12 protein-coding genes are annotated in these 15485 nt (G+C 56.3%); 5 read left to right on the forward strand and 7 right to left on the reverse strand.

Translation table 11 applies throughout. From position 1 onward, the window contains the following. Positions 1-31: 31 nt before the first annotated feature. From Q0835_RS17275 to Q0835_RS17295, 5 genes are all read left to right on the forward strand, one after another. Positions 32-2449 carry an efflux RND transporter periplasmic adaptor subunit gene (locus tag Q0835_RS17275; RefSeq protein WP_298963312.1) on the forward strand — a complete coding sequence of 806 codons (2418 nt, stop codon included), beginning with the start codon at positions 32-34 and terminating at the stop codon, positions 2447-2449. After that, positions 2449-5628: a CusA/CzcA family heavy metal efflux RND transporter gene (locus Q0835_RS17280; protein ID WP_298963314.1), complete on the forward strand. Its 3180-nt coding sequence runs from the start codon at positions 2449-2451 to the stop codon at positions 5626-5628. The genes Q0835_RS17275 and Q0835_RS17280 overlap by 1 nt, the downstream gene beginning before the upstream one ends. Positions 5629-5666: 38 nt before the next feature. Further along, positions 5667-6032 carry a copper-binding protein gene (locus tag Q0835_RS17285; protein ID WP_298963317.1) on the forward strand — a complete coding sequence of 122 codons (366 nt, stop codon included), beginning with the start codon at positions 5667-5669 and terminating at the stop codon, positions 6030-6032. Between the two features lie 100 nt (positions 6033-6132). Continuing rightward, a complete protein-coding gene (locus Q0835_RS17290; RefSeq protein ID WP_298963322.1) occupies positions 6133-6600 on the forward strand; it encodes a copper-binding protein in 468 nt (155 codons plus the stop codon). 179 nt (positions 6601-6779) lie between these two features. Further along, positions 6780-7463: a hypothetical protein gene (locus Q0835_RS17295; RefSeq protein WP_298963324.1), complete on the forward strand. Its 684-nt coding sequence runs from the start codon at positions 6780-6782 to the stop codon at positions 7461-7463. A gap of 512 nt (positions 7464-7975) precedes the next feature. Here Q0835_RS17295 and Q0835_RS17300 read toward each other — a convergent pair. From Q0835_RS17300 to Q0835_RS17330, 7 genes are all read right to left on the reverse strand, one after another. Further along, positions 7976-11932 carry a hypothetical protein gene (locus Q0835_RS17300; RefSeq protein ID WP_298963326.1) on the reverse strand — a complete coding sequence of 1319 codons (3957 nt, stop codon included), beginning with the start codon at positions 11930-11932 and terminating at the stop codon, positions 7976-7978. Between the two features lie 345 nt (positions 11933-12277). Beyond that, positions 12278-13024: a DsbA family protein gene (locus Q0835_RS17305; RefSeq protein WP_298963328.1), complete on the reverse strand. Its 747-nt coding sequence runs from the start codon at positions 13022-13024 to the stop codon at positions 12278-12280. Further along, on the reverse strand, positions 13021-13509 hold the full coding sequence (locus Q0835_RS17310; RefSeq protein WP_298963331.1) for a c-type cytochrome: 489 nt from the start codon (positions 13507-13509) through the stop codon (positions 13021-13023). The genes Q0835_RS17305 and Q0835_RS17310 overlap by 4 nt, the downstream gene beginning before the upstream one ends. Beyond that, positions 13509-14174, reverse strand: a complete 666-nt coding sequence (locus tag Q0835_RS17315; protein ID WP_298963333.1) for a L,D-transpeptidase — start codon at positions 14172-14174, stop codon at positions 13509-13511. The genes Q0835_RS17310 and Q0835_RS17315 overlap by 1 nt, the downstream gene beginning before the upstream one ends. A gap of 6 nt (positions 14175-14180) precedes the next feature. After that, complete coding sequence (locus Q0835_RS17320) at positions 14181-14645, reverse strand: DUF411 domain-containing protein (RefSeq protein WP_298963335.1); 465 nt, start codon at positions 14643-14645, stop codon at positions 14181-14183. Then, positions 14638-14943 carry a hypothetical protein gene (locus Q0835_RS17325; protein ID WP_298963337.1) on the reverse strand — a complete coding sequence of 102 codons (306 nt, stop codon included), beginning with the start codon at positions 14941-14943 and terminating at the stop codon, positions 14638-14640. The genes Q0835_RS17320 and Q0835_RS17325 overlap by 8 nt, the downstream gene beginning before the upstream one ends. Positions 14944-15074: 131 nt before the next feature. Beyond that, positions 15075-15428, reverse strand: coding sequence for a hypothetical protein (locus tag Q0835_RS17330; protein WP_298963339.1), 354 nt, complete (start codon positions 15426-15428; stop codon positions 15075-15077). Between the last annotated feature and the right edge of the window lie 57 nt (positions 15429-15485).

A 15485-nucleotide genomic window follows, 5' to 3' on the forward strand; every position in this document is an offset into this window, starting at 1 on the left:
GCTTGTTGGCGATGGCAAATCAGAGGTTACCATGCGTGGACGCTATTCCGCGCTCAGCATCCTGGCCCTTGCCGCAGGCGTGGCAGGCGGGGTGTTTCTTGAGCGATTTTATCTAAATCCAGCCAACGACGCTGCATCCGGCGAAGCCGACATTCTCTATTGGGTGGCCCCAATGGACCCCAACTTTCGGCAACCGGGTCCCGGCAAATCGCCGATGGGGATGGATCTGGTTCCGGTTTATGCCGGTCAGGAACCGTCCGGCGACCCGGCCGAGGTGCAGTTGTCAGCCGCCGAAATCAACGCGATCGGTGTGCGAACCGCTCTTGCGCGCGTCGGCGAAATTTCGCAACGGATCGAAACGGTCGGGTTCGTCGGTTACGATGAACATCTCACCAGTCACGTGCATACGCGCGTCGACGGATGGATCGAAACTCTCAATGTGAGGGCCGTTGGCGATCAGGTGAACAAAGGCGAGGTTCTCTTCGAACTTTTCTCGCCTGAATTCGGTGTCGCCAGTTTCGACTTTCTCCGATCCCTGAAAAACGGCAATGGCCTGTCCCTCGAAGCGGCGCGCAACAAGTTGCGGAGCCACGGCGCTTCCGAGGCGCAGATTGCCGAGATTGAAGAAAGTGGGGAAGTCGCCCGAAGCATCAAGGTCGAAGCCCCGCGCGACGGCGTGGTGATTGCCCTGGGTGCCGCTGACGGCATGTTCTTGCAGCCTGGAACCCAGGCCATGTCGATCACCGACCTCAACGAGGTCTGGCTAATCGTCGACGTCTTCGAGCGCGACATCGCCCGGCTATCGGAAGACATGCGGGCGATTGCCCGTTTCGAGCATCTTCCGGGACAAACCTTTGAAGGTGAGATCGACTACATCTATCCTGAACTGGACCCGCAAACACGGACCCTTCCAGTCCGGCTTCGCTTCGACAACTCCGACGGACATTTGCGACCCAACATGTTCGGCAATGTCACGCTCGTTCCGAACGCGACGCGCACAGCGGTAACCGTGCCGACCGAAGCCATCATTCGAACTGGAGCCGCAGAACGGGCAATCATCAAAGTAGGTGAAGGCACCTTCAAACCCCGGTTGATCACGACTGGCCTGCGCGACAATTTCGGCGATGGCGGGCGGACCGAGGTCGTCCAGGGGCTTGCCCCCGGCGAAGAGGTCGTCGCCTCTGCCCAGTTCCTGATCGACAGCGAGAGCGCGCTCAGCGCCGGTTTGATGCGGATGGCACCGACCAACGAAGCTCCGGCGCGCGGAACTGGTGAGCTTATCGCCCTGGATCGTGCTGCCCGCGTCGCGACCATTCGCCATGAAACGCTGGAAAGCCTCGACTGGCCTGCGATGACGTCCCGCTTTCCAGTTCAGGCCGGGGTTGCACTTCAGCGATTGAACGAGGGACAACAGGTCGCCTTTCGTGCGGCCCGTGGTGCAGATGGCCTTCTGGGCCTGATTGAGCTCGGCGGAGATGACGGCATCGACGCGACCGGCACCGGCATGGTGCTCGCAGTCACGCAGGACGGCAAGCTGACGCTGGATCACGGACCTATTCCAGAACTTGGATGGCCTGCGATGCAGATGGATCTCGATGTTGCCGGTCTTGATCCGAGCTCAGTTCCGCTGGACGTCCCTGTGGAGTTTGACCTGTCCAAGGATGACGGTGGACTGTTCTCAATTGTTGCTGTGCGTGAAGCAGGTGGCGAAAACGATACATCTCCGTCCCCCAAACAGGATGAGCCGGCTGCGTCCCCTCCAATCGTGGTATCGGGGACGATCGACTCCGTCGACCCCAACGCCGGCAAGGCCACCATCACGCATGGGCCCATCGCTGAGATCGGCATGCCAGGCATGACCATGGACTTCGCCGTAAACGAGGGTCTGGACCTTGAAGCACTGCCGCTTGGCACGGAGACGTCTCTGACGTTCGAGCGTCCGGATGGCATGACAATGGTTCTTGCAAAAGCAGATCCGGTGGCTCCTCCGATTGAGGTTCGCGGCACGGTCAACACCGTCGACAAAGACGCCAGAACCGCGAACATCACGCATGGCCCGATAACAGAAATCGGTATGCCTGGCATGACCATGGTCTTCCAAATCGATGAAGCTCTGGACCTTGCAACGCTCCCGCTTGGCGCTGAAACATCGCTGACCTTCGAGCGCCCAGATGGTCTGACGATGGTTCTCGCAAAAGCTGAGCCTGCAACACCTCCCATGGAAGTGCGCGGCACAATCAACACGGTTGATGCAGATGCCAGAACCGCGAACATCACGCACGGTCCGATGACGGAAATCGGTATGCCCGGCATGACAATGGACTTTGTTGTCGATGAGGCACTCGATCCGAATGATCTGCCTTTGAGCCGTGAGACGACGCTGCTGCTCCGGCGCAATCCGGACCTCTCGATGACCTTGATCGGCTTGCGTCAAGAGGAGGGCACGTAATGATCGCAGCGATCATTCGCGCGTCGATCGCGAACCGGATCATCATGCTGGCGCTGGCCGCCATGATGGCGGTTGCCGGTGTCTGGGCGATCCGCGAAACGCCTGTTGATGCAATTCCGGATCTTTCCGATGTTCAGGTCATCGTCCGTACACCATATCCCGGACAGGCGCCGCAAGTTGTTGAAGACCAGATAACCTTTCCATTGGCAACGGCGATGCTCGCCGTCCCAGGGGCCAGTGACGTCCGCGGGTTTTCCTTCTTCGGAGACAGCTATGTTTACATCGTTTTCGAGGACGGTACCGACCTTTACTGGGCCAGAACCCGTGTCCTGGAATATCTCGGTCAGATAGCGTCGAACTTACCGGACGGTGTGTCGCCACAGCTCGGACCGGACGCAACCGGTGTGGGGTGGATCTACCAATATGCCCTGATCGACCGCACCGGCAATCACGATCTGTCGCAGCTCCGCGCCCTTCAGGACTGGTTCCTGAAATATGAGCTCCAAACAGTCGATGGCGTATCGGAAGTGGCCACCATCGGAGGCATGGTCAAGCAGTATCAGGTGGTTGTCGACCCGAACAAGCTGAGAGCCTACGACATCACGCTGGCGCAAATACGAGGCGCAATCCAGGCTGCAAACCGGGAAACCGGCGGCAGCGTCATCGAAATGGGTGAAGCGGAATTCATGGTCCGCTCGACTGGCTATGTCGATGAACTGGAAGACCTCGCGAAAGCCCCCTTGATGGTGAACGATCGTGGGGCAGCCGTGACACTTGGCGATGTTGCGGATATTCGCCTCGGACCGGAAATGCGCCGTGGCGTCGGCGAATTCGGTGGCGAAGGCGATGCAGTCGGCGGCGTTGTCATCCTGCGCTGGGGCGGGAACGCCCTGGCGACGATCAAGGCCGTGGAGACCCGGCTAGAAGAGTTGCGCAGCAGTTTGCCCGAGGGCGTCGAGGTCGTCACGACATACGACCGCTCGGGCGTTATCGAGCGCGCGATCGACAATCTTCAGAAAAAACTGACGGAAGAGTTCATCGTCGTGGTTCTTGTCTGTGCAACCTTCCTTCTGCACATACGGTCTTCGCTGGTGATTCTCGTTTCCCTTCCGCTCGGCATCGCGGCCGCCTTCATCATCATGAAGTTGCAAGGCGTGAACGCCAACATCATGTCACTTGGCGGCATTGCCATTGCCATCGGCGCAATGGTGGACGCCGCGATTGTTATGATTGAGGCGATGCACAGACGCATCGAAAACGAAAAACTGACTAAGGAGAACCGATGGCGGATTGTCAGTGAATGTGCCTCCGAGGTCGGACCCGCCTTGTTCTTCTCTCTTGCAATCATCACGGTCAGTTTTCTTCCCGTCTTTGTGCTGGAAAGCCAGGAAGGACGGCTGTTCAAACCGCTTGCCTTCACAAAAACCTATGCGATGGCGGCAGCGGCGATACTGTCGATCACGCTCGTACCCGTTTTGATGGGTTACTTCGTTCGGGGCCGGATCCTGCCGGAAAGCAAGAACCCGCTGAACCGGATCGTCATATGGCTTTACCGGCCGTTTCTGGACGCGGCTGTCGCCTGGCCGTGGGCGACAACACTTCTGGCAGCAGCACTTGTTGCGTCCATGTGGTGGCCCTTGCAACGGATCGGCACCGAATTCATGCCAGAACTCAACGAAGGTGACTTCCTCTACATGCCGACGCTTTATCCAGGCGTTTCCATCGGCAAGGCAAGGGAGGTGCTTCAGCAGTCGGATCGTCTGATTGCGACTGTTCCGGAGGTTCTGACCGTACACGGCAAGCTGGGCCGGGCGGAAACCGCCACCGATCCGGCACCGCTGACGATGATCGAGACAACCATCCAGTTGAAGCCGCAATCAGATTGGCGACCCGGCATGACAATGGACGGCATTCGAGACGAGCTGGACAAGGCCGTTCAGATCCCGGGCGTCACAAATGTCTGGATCCAGCCAATCAAGAACCGCATCGACATGTTGGCGACCGGTATCAAAACCCCTGTCGGGGTCAAGATCACCGGGACGGACCTGGGGGTGATCGAGCAGATCGGCATTGAGGTCGAGGCGGCTGTCGCGGGCATCGAGGGAACAGCATCCGCTTATGCTGAACGTCCAGTTGGTGGCCGGTTTATCGAAATCGATGTCAATCGGGACGCCGCGGCACGTTTCATGATGAGCGTTCGCGATATCCAGGACGTGGTGCAAACCGCGATCGGCGGGATGCAGGTTTCGGAGTCCGTGGAAGGGCTTGAACGTTTTCCCATCAATCTGCGTTATCCGCAGGATTGGCGAAACAGTCCCGAAAGGTTGAGAGACCTTCCGGTGGTGACCCCATCCGGTGCGCATATACCTCTCGGTGCCCTTGCAGAGATCCGCGTCGTGGACGGCCCGGGCATGATCCGATCGGAGAACGCCAGGAGAACCGGCTTTGTCTTCATCGATATCGCCGGGCGGGACCTCGGAGGCTATGTCACCGAGGCCCGGCAGGTGGTCGCGCAAAATGTACAGTTGCCGCCCGGCTATTCGATCGCCTGGTCAGGCCAGTACGAGTACATCCAGCGCATGCAGGAACGGCTCAAGCTGGTGGCTCCTGCAACCCTCCTGATCATCACCTTGATGCTCTTCATGGCGTTCAACCGCGTCATTGAGGTCGGGATTATCATGGCGGCCCTGCCGGTCGCACTGGCAGGTGGCGTCTGGTTTCTCTGGTACCTGAACTTCGACATGTCCGTGGCCGTCATCGTTGGCTTCATCGCGCTCGCCGGTGTCGCAGTGGAAACGGCAATCGTCATGCTGCTCTATCTGAACCTTGCCTGGAACAAGCGGAAGAAAGCGGCAGCCAGTGAAGCCCGCGCCATGACAACGCAGGATGTCGAGGATGTCGTCTTCGAAGGCGCCCTTTTGCGCGTGCGGCCAAAGGTGATGACCGTCGCGACGATCTTCGCTGGCCTGATTCCGATCATGTACGGGGACGGAACAGGCTCGGAGATCATGCAGAGAATCGCTGCGCCGATGGTCGGCGGAATGGCAACGGCAACTCTTCTGACCCTGTTCGTCATTCCAGCAATTTTCGTGATCTGGAAGCGTCTTGCGCTCAAGCGCGTCAATCGTGAGCTCAGAGCGAACGCCCCGGAAGCAGGCACAGCCGTGCCCGCTGAATAACCACTTGATCATACCGAGAACCAGAGAAAGGAAACTCAATGAACCTGATCAAATCCCTGCCACTCGCTGCCTTTATGGCAGCCAGCACTGCACCTGTGGCGTTTGCCGACGCCAAACACGGCTCCGACCACTCGGGAATGAATCATTCCAATATGACAATGGACGCCGAGCAGATGGAGGGGGCTGTCCACACGAAGGCGGTCGTCAACTCGATTGGCGAAGGCACGGCAAATGTAAGCCACGATCCGATCCCGGAAATCGGCTGGCCGGCAATGACCATGGACCTGCCGTTGCTCGAAGGTTCCCAGACTATGGGCGATATCAATGCTGGTGACAGCGTCACGTTGATGCTGGTGAAGGGTGATGATGGTCTCTATGCCATCGGTGCGATGATGCCGAACTGATCAGCCTCCGGCTTTCTGCTTCCCGGATCAATCGAACCGGGAAACAGCGCCTGGCGCAAAGCACATCTTACGAAAAAACTGAAAACTTCTCGGTGAGAACATGAAACCAGGCAGCGTTTCCCTTGCATTGGGTCTTGCAAGTCTGCTGACAACAGGCTTTGCCCAGACCGCCCTGGCAGGTTTCCACCTGCCTCAAAGCGTCGTCCTGCCCCAACAGGCGCCGGCGAATATGAATCATTCGGCGCTTGAACAACGCGGCGCTCAGTTGGTTGGTGCGATCCATCTTCGCGGCGTCGTTAACTCCTTGTCAGAGGGAAGCGTCAACGTGAGCCACGAAGCCAATCAAAGGATAGGTTGGCCGGCGATGACCATGGACCTGCCCCTCGCGCCCTATGCCGCGGTGACACCTGACCTCGAACCTGGAATGCCGGTCACCCTGATGCTGACCATGAGCGATCTTGGAAGCTATCGGGTCGCTTCGATTGTTCCGGATGAACCAACAGATGACACACCTGAAGCGAAGCCGGACAGTGCCCTGACAACGGATGACGGCGTACCGGTGCTTTAGGATCAACGCAATAAAAGAAGATCAACTCAAGCGTCGAAAATTCTCAATGAGCTAGCCCGCCGCCTTCGAAACCAGCCGACAATGTGATTTCCGTTACGGCAAAATGAGCTGCAACTGCTACCGTCCAGATTTGAAAAGGTCTTTGACTATCTGAATACACAAGACATTGGGGGTCGTTCATGCCGGTTATAATCTATGCCCCAACTGCATCCAGCGAACGTAACTTGAAGCAGATCCTGAGCAGACTGTTCTCGAACTGCGTCACTTACCAGGATCTGCGTGACAACCATCAGCATCTGGTTACGCTTGTTCGGCCGCCACACATTGACGTCCGGATCCAGGGCATCATTCGGCTATTCGAATTCAACAATCCCCAGCAACATTTTGCATCCGTCGTCGCATCAGTCGCGAAGGTGCTCGCGGACTGCCACTGGGAAGCCCACACGGAGAAGGTCGGCGAGATCCTTCAGGCAATCGATGCCTATTCCGAAGTCCTCGTGTATCTCAACGGCAGCAACTTTGCCGTCACGCGGTTCAGGCCGCATCCGCATCCGCATATGCGCACCCGCGGGTTCCTGATCGCCACCGGAGGTGGCTTGCCTGGCGGCGGCATCGTGCGCGTCGGATCCGGGAACGAGCTTTACTCGCGTCTTTATGGTCACGCGGGCAGACAACTCATGCGCACCGGTGACGAAGCGCTCATCAACGGCGTCATAAATTTGGGCGTGAATGTCGGGACCGGCATGATCCTCTCCAAACTGTTGGGTGCAACGGGTCTGATTTCCCAGGCGGACGCCGGAGCACTCTGGCGAGGGTTCGGCCTTCTCAGGCAAGGCAGCGCAGCAGCCACTTCGGGCCGGTGACCCGCAGATGGAAACAGAGAACTATACCGCCACCAGACACGGCGTGATCTGAACGAGCTTTTGAAGACGCCGGGGTCACCATCCTTATGGAGGGTGCGTCGGGAATGGAATTGCAGGAAGGTCAGCGTAGGCCAAAAAACATTGCCAACAATGTGATGCAACCTCTGCCGGGTCGCCGGTAAATCGAAAAGACGCATCTCAAGTTACGCTCTTTCGATTCAAACAACGAGATTTGCGATTCAGAGGCTGGAAAGTGCGATACTTTGTGGAACGCCGTTCTCCAGGTTTTCGATTCATTTCAATGGACACTCGTTACATGAACGCACACCGTGATCGGACTGTGCGCACGTATTCCACTCAAACTGTAGGCCTCAAGGCACTGTTCTGATGATCGGTAATAATTTCCGTGGGATATTGCACAGCCGCGAACGCACGAAACGCGCCGCTCGAACAGATTTGCGTCGGCGTCTACTTCGCTTTGGCTTTTCCAGCTCCTTTACTGTTTCAGCCTTTTACGGCTGCCGTCCTTCCGGTTCGAGGTCAACTTCTGATTTGGATACATCCAGCACAAAAAGTCCTGTCCTTGGCGAAATGGGACGGGGGGAGTGTTCCGGAATTGCATCCAACATAGCGTTGGCGTTTTCCGGTCGCCCAAACTCTCTAATACCGGGCGGATTGTTTCTGGGGACGTTGCCAAACCAAAGCACCATGTAGATTCCGAATCCGCTTGCCCGGTAGTGCTCCGAATAGTTTTCAAGCTGTTCACACGCTGCCGTCCAAACACGGTTATGCCACTGCCCTTTTATTTCAATCGGCAGATCCATGTTCCCTATCGTGCACAGCAGGTCACAACGAGTGTCTGATTGCATTGTACCTTCCGCATGTACTCGGACGCCGTAGCGAAGTAGATACGGCTCCAATTCTCTCGCGATAAGATCGCGACAGTAGTTTTCGCGATAAGGCGTGTCACTGTTCCAGAATGGTCGCACAGCGTTAAAACTGCCGTTTTGCAGGCGTTGCTGCAATTCTTGGAGTTCGTCCATTACAAGCGCTTGCAAGTCTTCGAGCGTTTGGGGCGGCCCGCTAACGAGAACATGACGCACATCCTCAAGCGTAAGCTGCGACCAATCAGCTTCGGCCCTAGAACGTCGCTGTTCGGCGAGAACGTGACGGGCATGATCAGTATGGTTAGCTAGATCGACTTCACTGATCAGACGCTCGAGCTGATCCTGAGCTTCCTCTGTTGGGATGTCGCCCAGGTTGCTGATACAGGCATCAATAAATCGGGCGAGCTCATACGTATCGCCACTGTTCCAGCCGCCACGTGGAGGCTCGATCATCGGATAACGAGCTGCAAAATGTTCAATGGCAAAAGCCAGTTGGGCGATTGTCAGTGGTTCATTTTGCCCGCCGATGCCCTCTGTCATCATGGAACGTAGGTCATTCAGCCGCTCCTCATTTTCGAGCATGAAACCCGACACATCGGGTGCAAAACGCTCGAAATCAGCAAAAAAAGCGCAGAGAAGCCAAGCGCTTCTGTGTTCTTCGGAAGGCCAGTTTTCGGCTTGAAGTTTTTCCGCAATCAAATCCGCAAGCGTACCCCGATCAGCGCGCACAAGTGCCGCATTAAGAACCTTGCGCAATGCCTGTGCCGACAGTTCGTCACTGCTAGCCAGCCACTCGATTGCAAGTCTGCCAGCGAGGTCGGCATGTTCACTGCTTTCAAAAAGTTGATGCAGCCCGGACACATGGTTTTTGCCCGAAAAGAGCAGTGGCTCAATTGTGTCACGAACAAATAGCTCGTAGTCATACTCGGCTTCAAAAAGAATTTCTTTCAGCGCATCTTCGAGGCCGCCGAGCATTCGTTTTTCATCTGAATAGAGGCCCCATTCCGTGGCAGCCAAGGCAGTGAGTAGTGTTTCGCGTGGCAACTCACTTAGGTTTTCTCCACTTAAACGTGACAAGGCACAGCCAACCATTGCGACTCTCGGGAGAAAAAATTGTTTGCTTTCGTTGGCAGAAAGTTCTGCAATCGCACGAGGGGTCGGAAAATCATCGCGATGGCATGCAGCAACCAGGCCTGCTAATGACGCTTCAAGGTTCTCCTGACCAACAAGCTGCTCGATTCGAGCTATGGGCTCTTTATCTTCACTGTAACCTGAAAAAAGTGCCAAATACGCAGTGGCAATATCAAAAAGTGCTGGCGCATGTTGCCCTTCTCGCACTTGATCGCGAATGTTCGAAAAGCTCTGGAACCTGTTGCGGTCCTGTCGCTGTTTCTCACGTGCCCACTCTTGCTTTTGCTCTTCATGTTCGCGTTCCCAGCTTGGTGGTGGCCGACTCGTAATTTCGTCGATAATCGCCTGTAGTTCGTGTCGGTTATGAGCCTGTCGCTGGGCAACCGTTTCTGCGTCACCGACAAATCCGCCACGACCAAAAATCCGTTCGGCAAACGCCCGCCAGCGTTCAACAAAGTCGTCAAGCTGATCGTCCTGTTCGACCAACTGCTCCAAGTGGTAGACGAGATCACTCTCCAGAAGGATAAGTCCCTCTCCCATATCGCTCAAATAGAGATCGATTATGCGGCCATCTTCGGGCGTCGCATTGGCCAGGGCGTGTGATTGAACTTCACGCCGAAGCTCTGCCCGTTCACTGAAGTACTGAACGCTGAATGTTCGCCAGTCCTGGGAGCGATAATGAGAACGGGTGACCCGCGACAACCACGACCAGAGTTGCTCCCCCGTGGTCTCGCCACCTTGCTCCAGAAAAGACTTCAGCGTATCACAAAGACGCTCTTCAATTTTCCGCTGGTAACTCGAGCGATTATGGCGCTCTTCCGGTAGATTCGCCGCAAAAACAGAAAGCGCCTCAACTTTTTGCTCCAATGACATAATTGGCAGGAGGCGATAGGCAATTCCAATGGATATGTTCACAGAACGTTGTTCGTTCAAAGCATCATAGTTATTGGTGATTTCAGCAATTTGTTCGCCAGTGAAATGCGTGCAGTAGTCACTGGCTACTTCTACAGCGATACGTGCTGAACTGTGGTCGCCATCCCGAATGAGGTTTTGACCCAGTCGGACCCAGTCTTCGTCGGGACAAGCAAACTGAAGCGCTTCTAGAGCCCGATCTCGACTTATATAGGGCATCGAATTGTCGAGCACGATGCTGCGTAGATCATCTGTAATGGACGCGGCGAGCTCTGTACCTTTGAGCGATTCAAGGATGACGGTAGAGAGATTATACGGAACGTCCGGATTACGGATTAGACCTACGATATCATCACGTAGCTCCGGCCGAGCGAGACCATTTCCAACCTGACCGTCCCAATCCTCGCTACGAAAGTACGGATCAATCGACGCAAGGTTTTGAAGCTGCTCGATCAATTGGCGCGTTTGTTCGACATTAAATTGCTCAATATCGCCGTAGCGAAAACAGCCGTAAGGATCGTTGGGGACGAAACGTGATGTGGCGCTGGGGTAAAGTGTCGCCAGCCACGCGTGAAGGCCTCTAAGAGATCTGGGGACATGGCCATTCTTGTAGAGTAGAGTTTCAAGCCTGCGAAACGACAAGGTACCGGATCGCAGTTGATCAACAAGCCACTTTGCCGCGAGATATTCCGCGATGGTCCTGTGATAAGGCTCGACAGTTCCTACGCCCGAAGCCTTGAATAGTAACGCCGATACTGCTGCGTTGATCATGTCAGCATTGACCGTGTCACTTGCAAGTTCCGCGAGTCGGATATGGAACTCGCTATCCTGACCATCAACGTTCACACCGCGCTTACCCGATAGTAAGAGCTGAGCAAAAACGAATCCGGCCGTAGAAAGAATTAACTCGGCAGCCGGCCTAGAGGCATTGATGGATCGGTGAATTTGGTTTTCTTCACCTGCGAAGCTTTCACAGGCGTATTGATAAAGCGCTGTCTTGGTTTCTGGCCAACCGTGCTCTCTGATGGCAGTCAACAAGAGCCTGAGCGCCTGCGGATTTCGGGCTAAATCCAAGGCATTTCTGGTTCGAGCCTCCTCCAGAAAAGCCTGGCCACCGGCTTCATAAGTGCCGAACACGTCTACCGTCTCGACGATTTCATCGTCATTGAGCGGTTGAAGACGTCCAACAATCGGTGTTTGACCAAACCAATTCCGAACTAGGCGTTCATTCTGAACATCAGCCCAGTCCGCTGCGCGGCAAGTAATTACAAACGTGTGCACGTTTGCCTGATGGAGGCGCTTCAGTATCGAGAGAAACGGGCTTTCCTGTCCATTTCCCAGGGTCTCGTCGAGACCATCAATCACTGGAATGCTGGTCTCCAGCCCAGGGGCAGGAGCTTCGGTGGCAAGCACATCCGCCGAAAATTTCGTATGGCCATCAAGCTCAGAAAAGCAATCAGCGGTGTCAGACTTACCGGCACCCGGCTCACCAAGAAGCACAAGCGGCGCGCCAAGTGCTGCAAAGTCAGCTTCAGACAATATTTCAGTGTTTCCATCCGGTCTGTTGATTTCAATACGGCGGGCTACATGAGTCATACAATTAATGATGCACGCTTTACGGGTAGTGCGCAACGCTAGATTGAGAGCTCTTTTGCTTGTTTGACACCAGTTTGATTTCGGAACTGGCCGCCTCCAGTCTCCGAACGCCTTGCTTTACTCTCAAGCACAGTGGGCGTGAAGTAGCCGAAAGACGGACGTCCGTCTTTCGGCCTCTCGCGTCAAATTTTGAACGACTAGATTTGCGGCGCAAAGCGGACGCATGCTCGAAAACACCTAAACAACGGCACTGAACCGAATTTACCCTACATACCCTCAATCACTGACTTAGTCATCTAACGCTCGCGCCTCACTGACCGCAGCCGACAACTGCTCCTGCGTAGGCAGACCGGGCAGCACCGTATTGCCGACGACAAATGACGGGGTGCCGGTGATGTTCAAGCCTTCGGCCAGTTGCATGGACAGGCGGATGTGATTGTCCAGGTCGTCGGCCTGCATGTCGGACTGAAGCTTATCGATATCGAGGCCGACTTCCTCGGCTATTTCAAGAACCGACGCCTCTTCCGCCCGGCCCCTGAAGGCCATCAGAGCCCAGTGGAATTCCTCGTATTTGTCCTGCTGGCGCGCAGCCAGCGCGGCACGCGCCGCATAAACCGAGCCTTCGCTCAGGACAGGCCACTCCCGGAATACAACGCGGATATTCGGGTCGGCTTCCAGCAAGGCCTCCACAATGGGCTTCGCCCGCTTGCAATAGGGGCAGTTGTAGTCAAAGAACTCGACCAAAGTGACATCCCCATCCGGGTTCCCCAGAACAGGTGCATTCGGGTCGCGCTCCAGTTCGGTCCGGCGAGACTCCAGTGTCGCCGCTATCGCGGCCTGCTGCCGTTCGAGCTGAACCTGTTGCAGGCGCTGGATTGCCAGCTCGATGATTTCCGGATTTTCCAGAATTGCTTCGAGGGCCAGTTCCTTGATCCTCTCCTCGGAGAGCGTTTCCGCAGTATCGGCGAGCGCGGGCAATGCCATCGACAAGGGCGCGACCAGCAGAATGCAGAGTTTCAGAAGCAGACGTTTCATTGGTTCAAGTTCCTCATCCGTTCGTTCATCATGTCGTGCCGTTCTCTGATTTCGTCTGGCCATTGGGCCTTGATCCAGGAGAGAACAGCGATGATCTCCCGGTCGCTCAAGCTGTCTTCGAAAGCGGGCATGTTGGACTGAAAATCCTCGATCCCCGCTCCTTTTGCCGTTCCGAATTTCGTGATCCGGAACAGCAACTCGTCGGCGTGGTGCCAGGTGTGGCCGGTTTCGTCGTGAGGCGGTGCCTTGAGCGTCCCGTCGGCATTTGCGGATTGCCAGTCTTCCTCACCTTCCAGCGCGGCACCGTGGCAGGCCGCGCAGCTCTGGACGTAAATCTCGGCTCCCAGACGCGTCAGAGCAGCATCATCCGGCCGCAGCTGTGTCCCCGCCGAGACACCGCCGCTGAGCACATATAGACCTGCGGCGCCTGCCCCCAGGATCAAGGCTCCTGCCAGCAAATACCTGCTTTTCAACACCTTGCCCATCACAGCACCACAATCGGCGTTCCAACCGGAACCCGTCCATGAAGATCAATGATGTCCTGGTTCATCAGGCGCACGCAGCCGCTGGAAACCGCTGACCCGATCGTCCAGTATTCTGCGGTTCCATGGAGCCGGTAGAGCGTGTCCTGGTTGCCCTGAAAGATGTAAAGGGCCCTCGCCCCGAGTGGGTTCTCCAGACCGGGCGGCATCCCGCCGTTCCGCCAGCTCCATTTTTCGAGTTCCGGTTCCCGCTCGATCATCTCGTCAGGCGGTGTCCACTTGGGCCAGGCGGATTTGCGGGCAATCCTGGCCCGGCCGGACCATTCAAACCCGGCCCGGCCCAGCCCCACGCCATAGCGCATGGCCTTGCTGTTCTCCTGTACGAGGTAGAGATAATAGTTGCTTGTATCGACAACGAGTGTCCCGACCCGTTCACTGGTCGGGTAATCCACCTGTTGCCGATAGTACTGGTCGGGCACGTTTTTCAGATTGATTGCGGGAAGCGGAAACCGTTCCTCCGGCATGGCCCCGTACATGGACAGATACGCAGGGTCCTGAGACGGGATATAAAACTCGGGATCGGAGGTACTGGAGACGCAACCGCTGACGGCGAGCCCGGATAGGCTCGCCGACCCTGCAAGGAAGGTTCTCCTTGAGATGTTCATCATGGAGACCTATTCACCTGTGGTCATGTAAGGTTGCGGCGTTTCGGACGGCTTGGCGCTCAACGAATAGACCGTGTACCTGGCAGACGGATCATACCCCATGCCGAGAGACCCCTGCGGCATACCAGGAACCGCAATTCCGCGGATGTCCGGCCGTTCCGACATCATCTTTTCGATTGCCTCGAGGGGCACATGTCCTTCGATCACATATTTGCGGTCATCCCCGATGACCGCGGTATGGCAGCCCTCCATTTCAGCCGGAACTCCCGCCTGCTTCTTGATCGCGGACAGATCCTCCATGTCTTTCACGATGACGTGGTACCCGGCCTTTTCAACGGCGTCCGTCCACACCTGACAGCATCCGCACCAGGGCGTCTTGAACACTGTTACGGTTTTGTCTTCCTCGGCCAGCGCCGTTCCGGAGAGTGAAATCAACCCTGCGAGGGCAACAGCAGCGAGAGCTTTCTTAGTCATTATTCTGATCCTTGTTTTCCGCGTCGTGGCACGACCTGCCCATGAACCGGTGCATGACGACATGCATGCCGAGGCACCCGAGAACGGGCACGGCCAGAAGCAGCGTTTCTGTCAGTGATTGACCTGCCGGGGCCGATGCAAAAATGATGGCGGTTCCAGGAACCATCGCGGCACAACAGGCCATCATGAAGAGGGTGTGTCCGCTGACGCGCTTTTTCGCCGGGCTATCGTCAGCGGTCCTGGCCTTCACACGAGGTACCGCCGCCGGAATCCGGCTTCCGTTTTCCTGAATGCGCATTGAGCATTTGCCTCTTTCTCAAGGCGAATGGTGCCGACCTACAACTTCAGCAAATATCGGGAATTCACCATTCGTCCTTCCAAACCATTGACCTTTCCGAAGCGCGAAAAAACGCACTCCGGCTCGAAGCGTCAAACCCGTTTGGGAGGATGGTCCTGAGGCAGGGAGAGAACGGCGAGCAACAAAAGAACGCGACTGTATTCCGGTGAGACCGATGAGGTGAACAGCACGTCCATGCTGCTTGCAACGAAAGACACACAGTCTGCGCCGCAGCCCGACAGTTTTAGGTCGGTATCCGTATCGTTGGCCTTTTCACAGCATTTCATATGGTGTGAGTGGCTTTTGTCAGCGGCTTTTGTCTGATCATGATCGGCCGCAGCCGAATGCGCGATGACGCCCGTTTCCATGTGCGCAGCGCCGAATGCAGCGGCCGTATGAACCCCTGAGAATATTATGATCAACAATGCGATCAAAACACTGCGCATACCGCGTCAATACTCCAAATTCGCCGCGAGCACCATTCCATGCCGAACACAGACGAG

Source organism: uncultured Roseibium sp. (assembly GCF_947499295.1).
GTDB lineage: Bacteria > Pseudomonadota > Alphaproteobacteria > Rhizobiales > Stappiaceae > Roseibium.

What these genes read in the sequence shown, in the direction of transcription:
- Q0835_RS17275 (WP_298963312.1), top strand. Translation starts at nt 32, where the DNA reads ATGCGTGGACGCTATTCCGCGCTCAGCATCCTGGCCCTTGCCGCAGGC.
- Q0835_RS17280 (WP_298963314.1), top strand. Translation starts at nt 2,449, where the DNA reads ATGATCGCAGCGATCATTCGCGCGTCGATCGCGAACCGGATCATCATG.
- Q0835_RS17285 (WP_298963317.1), top strand. Translation starts at nt 5,667, where the DNA reads ATGAACCTGATCAAATCCCTGCCACTCGCTGCCTTTATGGCAGCCAGC.
- Q0835_RS17290 (WP_298963322.1), top strand. Translation starts at nt 6,133, where the DNA reads ATGAAACCAGGCAGCGTTTCCCTTGCATTGGGTCTTGCAAGTCTGCTG.
- Q0835_RS17295 (WP_298963324.1), top strand. Translation starts at nt 6,780, where the DNA reads ATGCCGGTTATAATCTATGCCCCAACTGCATCCAGCGAACGTAACTTG.
- Q0835_RS17305 (WP_298963328.1), bottom strand. Translation starts at nt 13,024, where the DNA reads ATGAAACGTCTGCTTCTGAAACTCTGCATTCTGCTGGTCGCGCCCTTG.
- Q0835_RS17310 (WP_298963331.1), bottom strand. Translation starts at nt 13,509, where the DNA reads ATGGGCAAGGTGTTGAAAAGCAGGTATTTGCTGGCAGGAGCCTTGATC.
- Q0835_RS17315 (WP_298963333.1), bottom strand. Translation starts at nt 14,174, where the DNA reads ATGATGAACATCTCAAGGAGAACCTTCCTTGCAGGGTCGGCGAGCCTA.
- Q0835_RS17320 (WP_298963335.1), bottom strand. Translation starts at nt 14,645, where the DNA reads ATGACTAAGAAAGCTCTCGCTGCTGTTGCCCTCGCAGGGTTGATTTCA.
- Q0835_RS17325 (WP_298963337.1), bottom strand. Translation starts at nt 14,943, where the DNA reads ATGCGCATTCAGGAAAACGGAAGCCGGATTCCGGCGGCGGTACCTCGT.
- Q0835_RS17330 (WP_298963339.1), bottom strand. Translation starts at nt 15,428, where the DNA reads ATGCGCAGTGTTTTGATCGCATTGTTGATCATAATATTCTCAGGGGTT.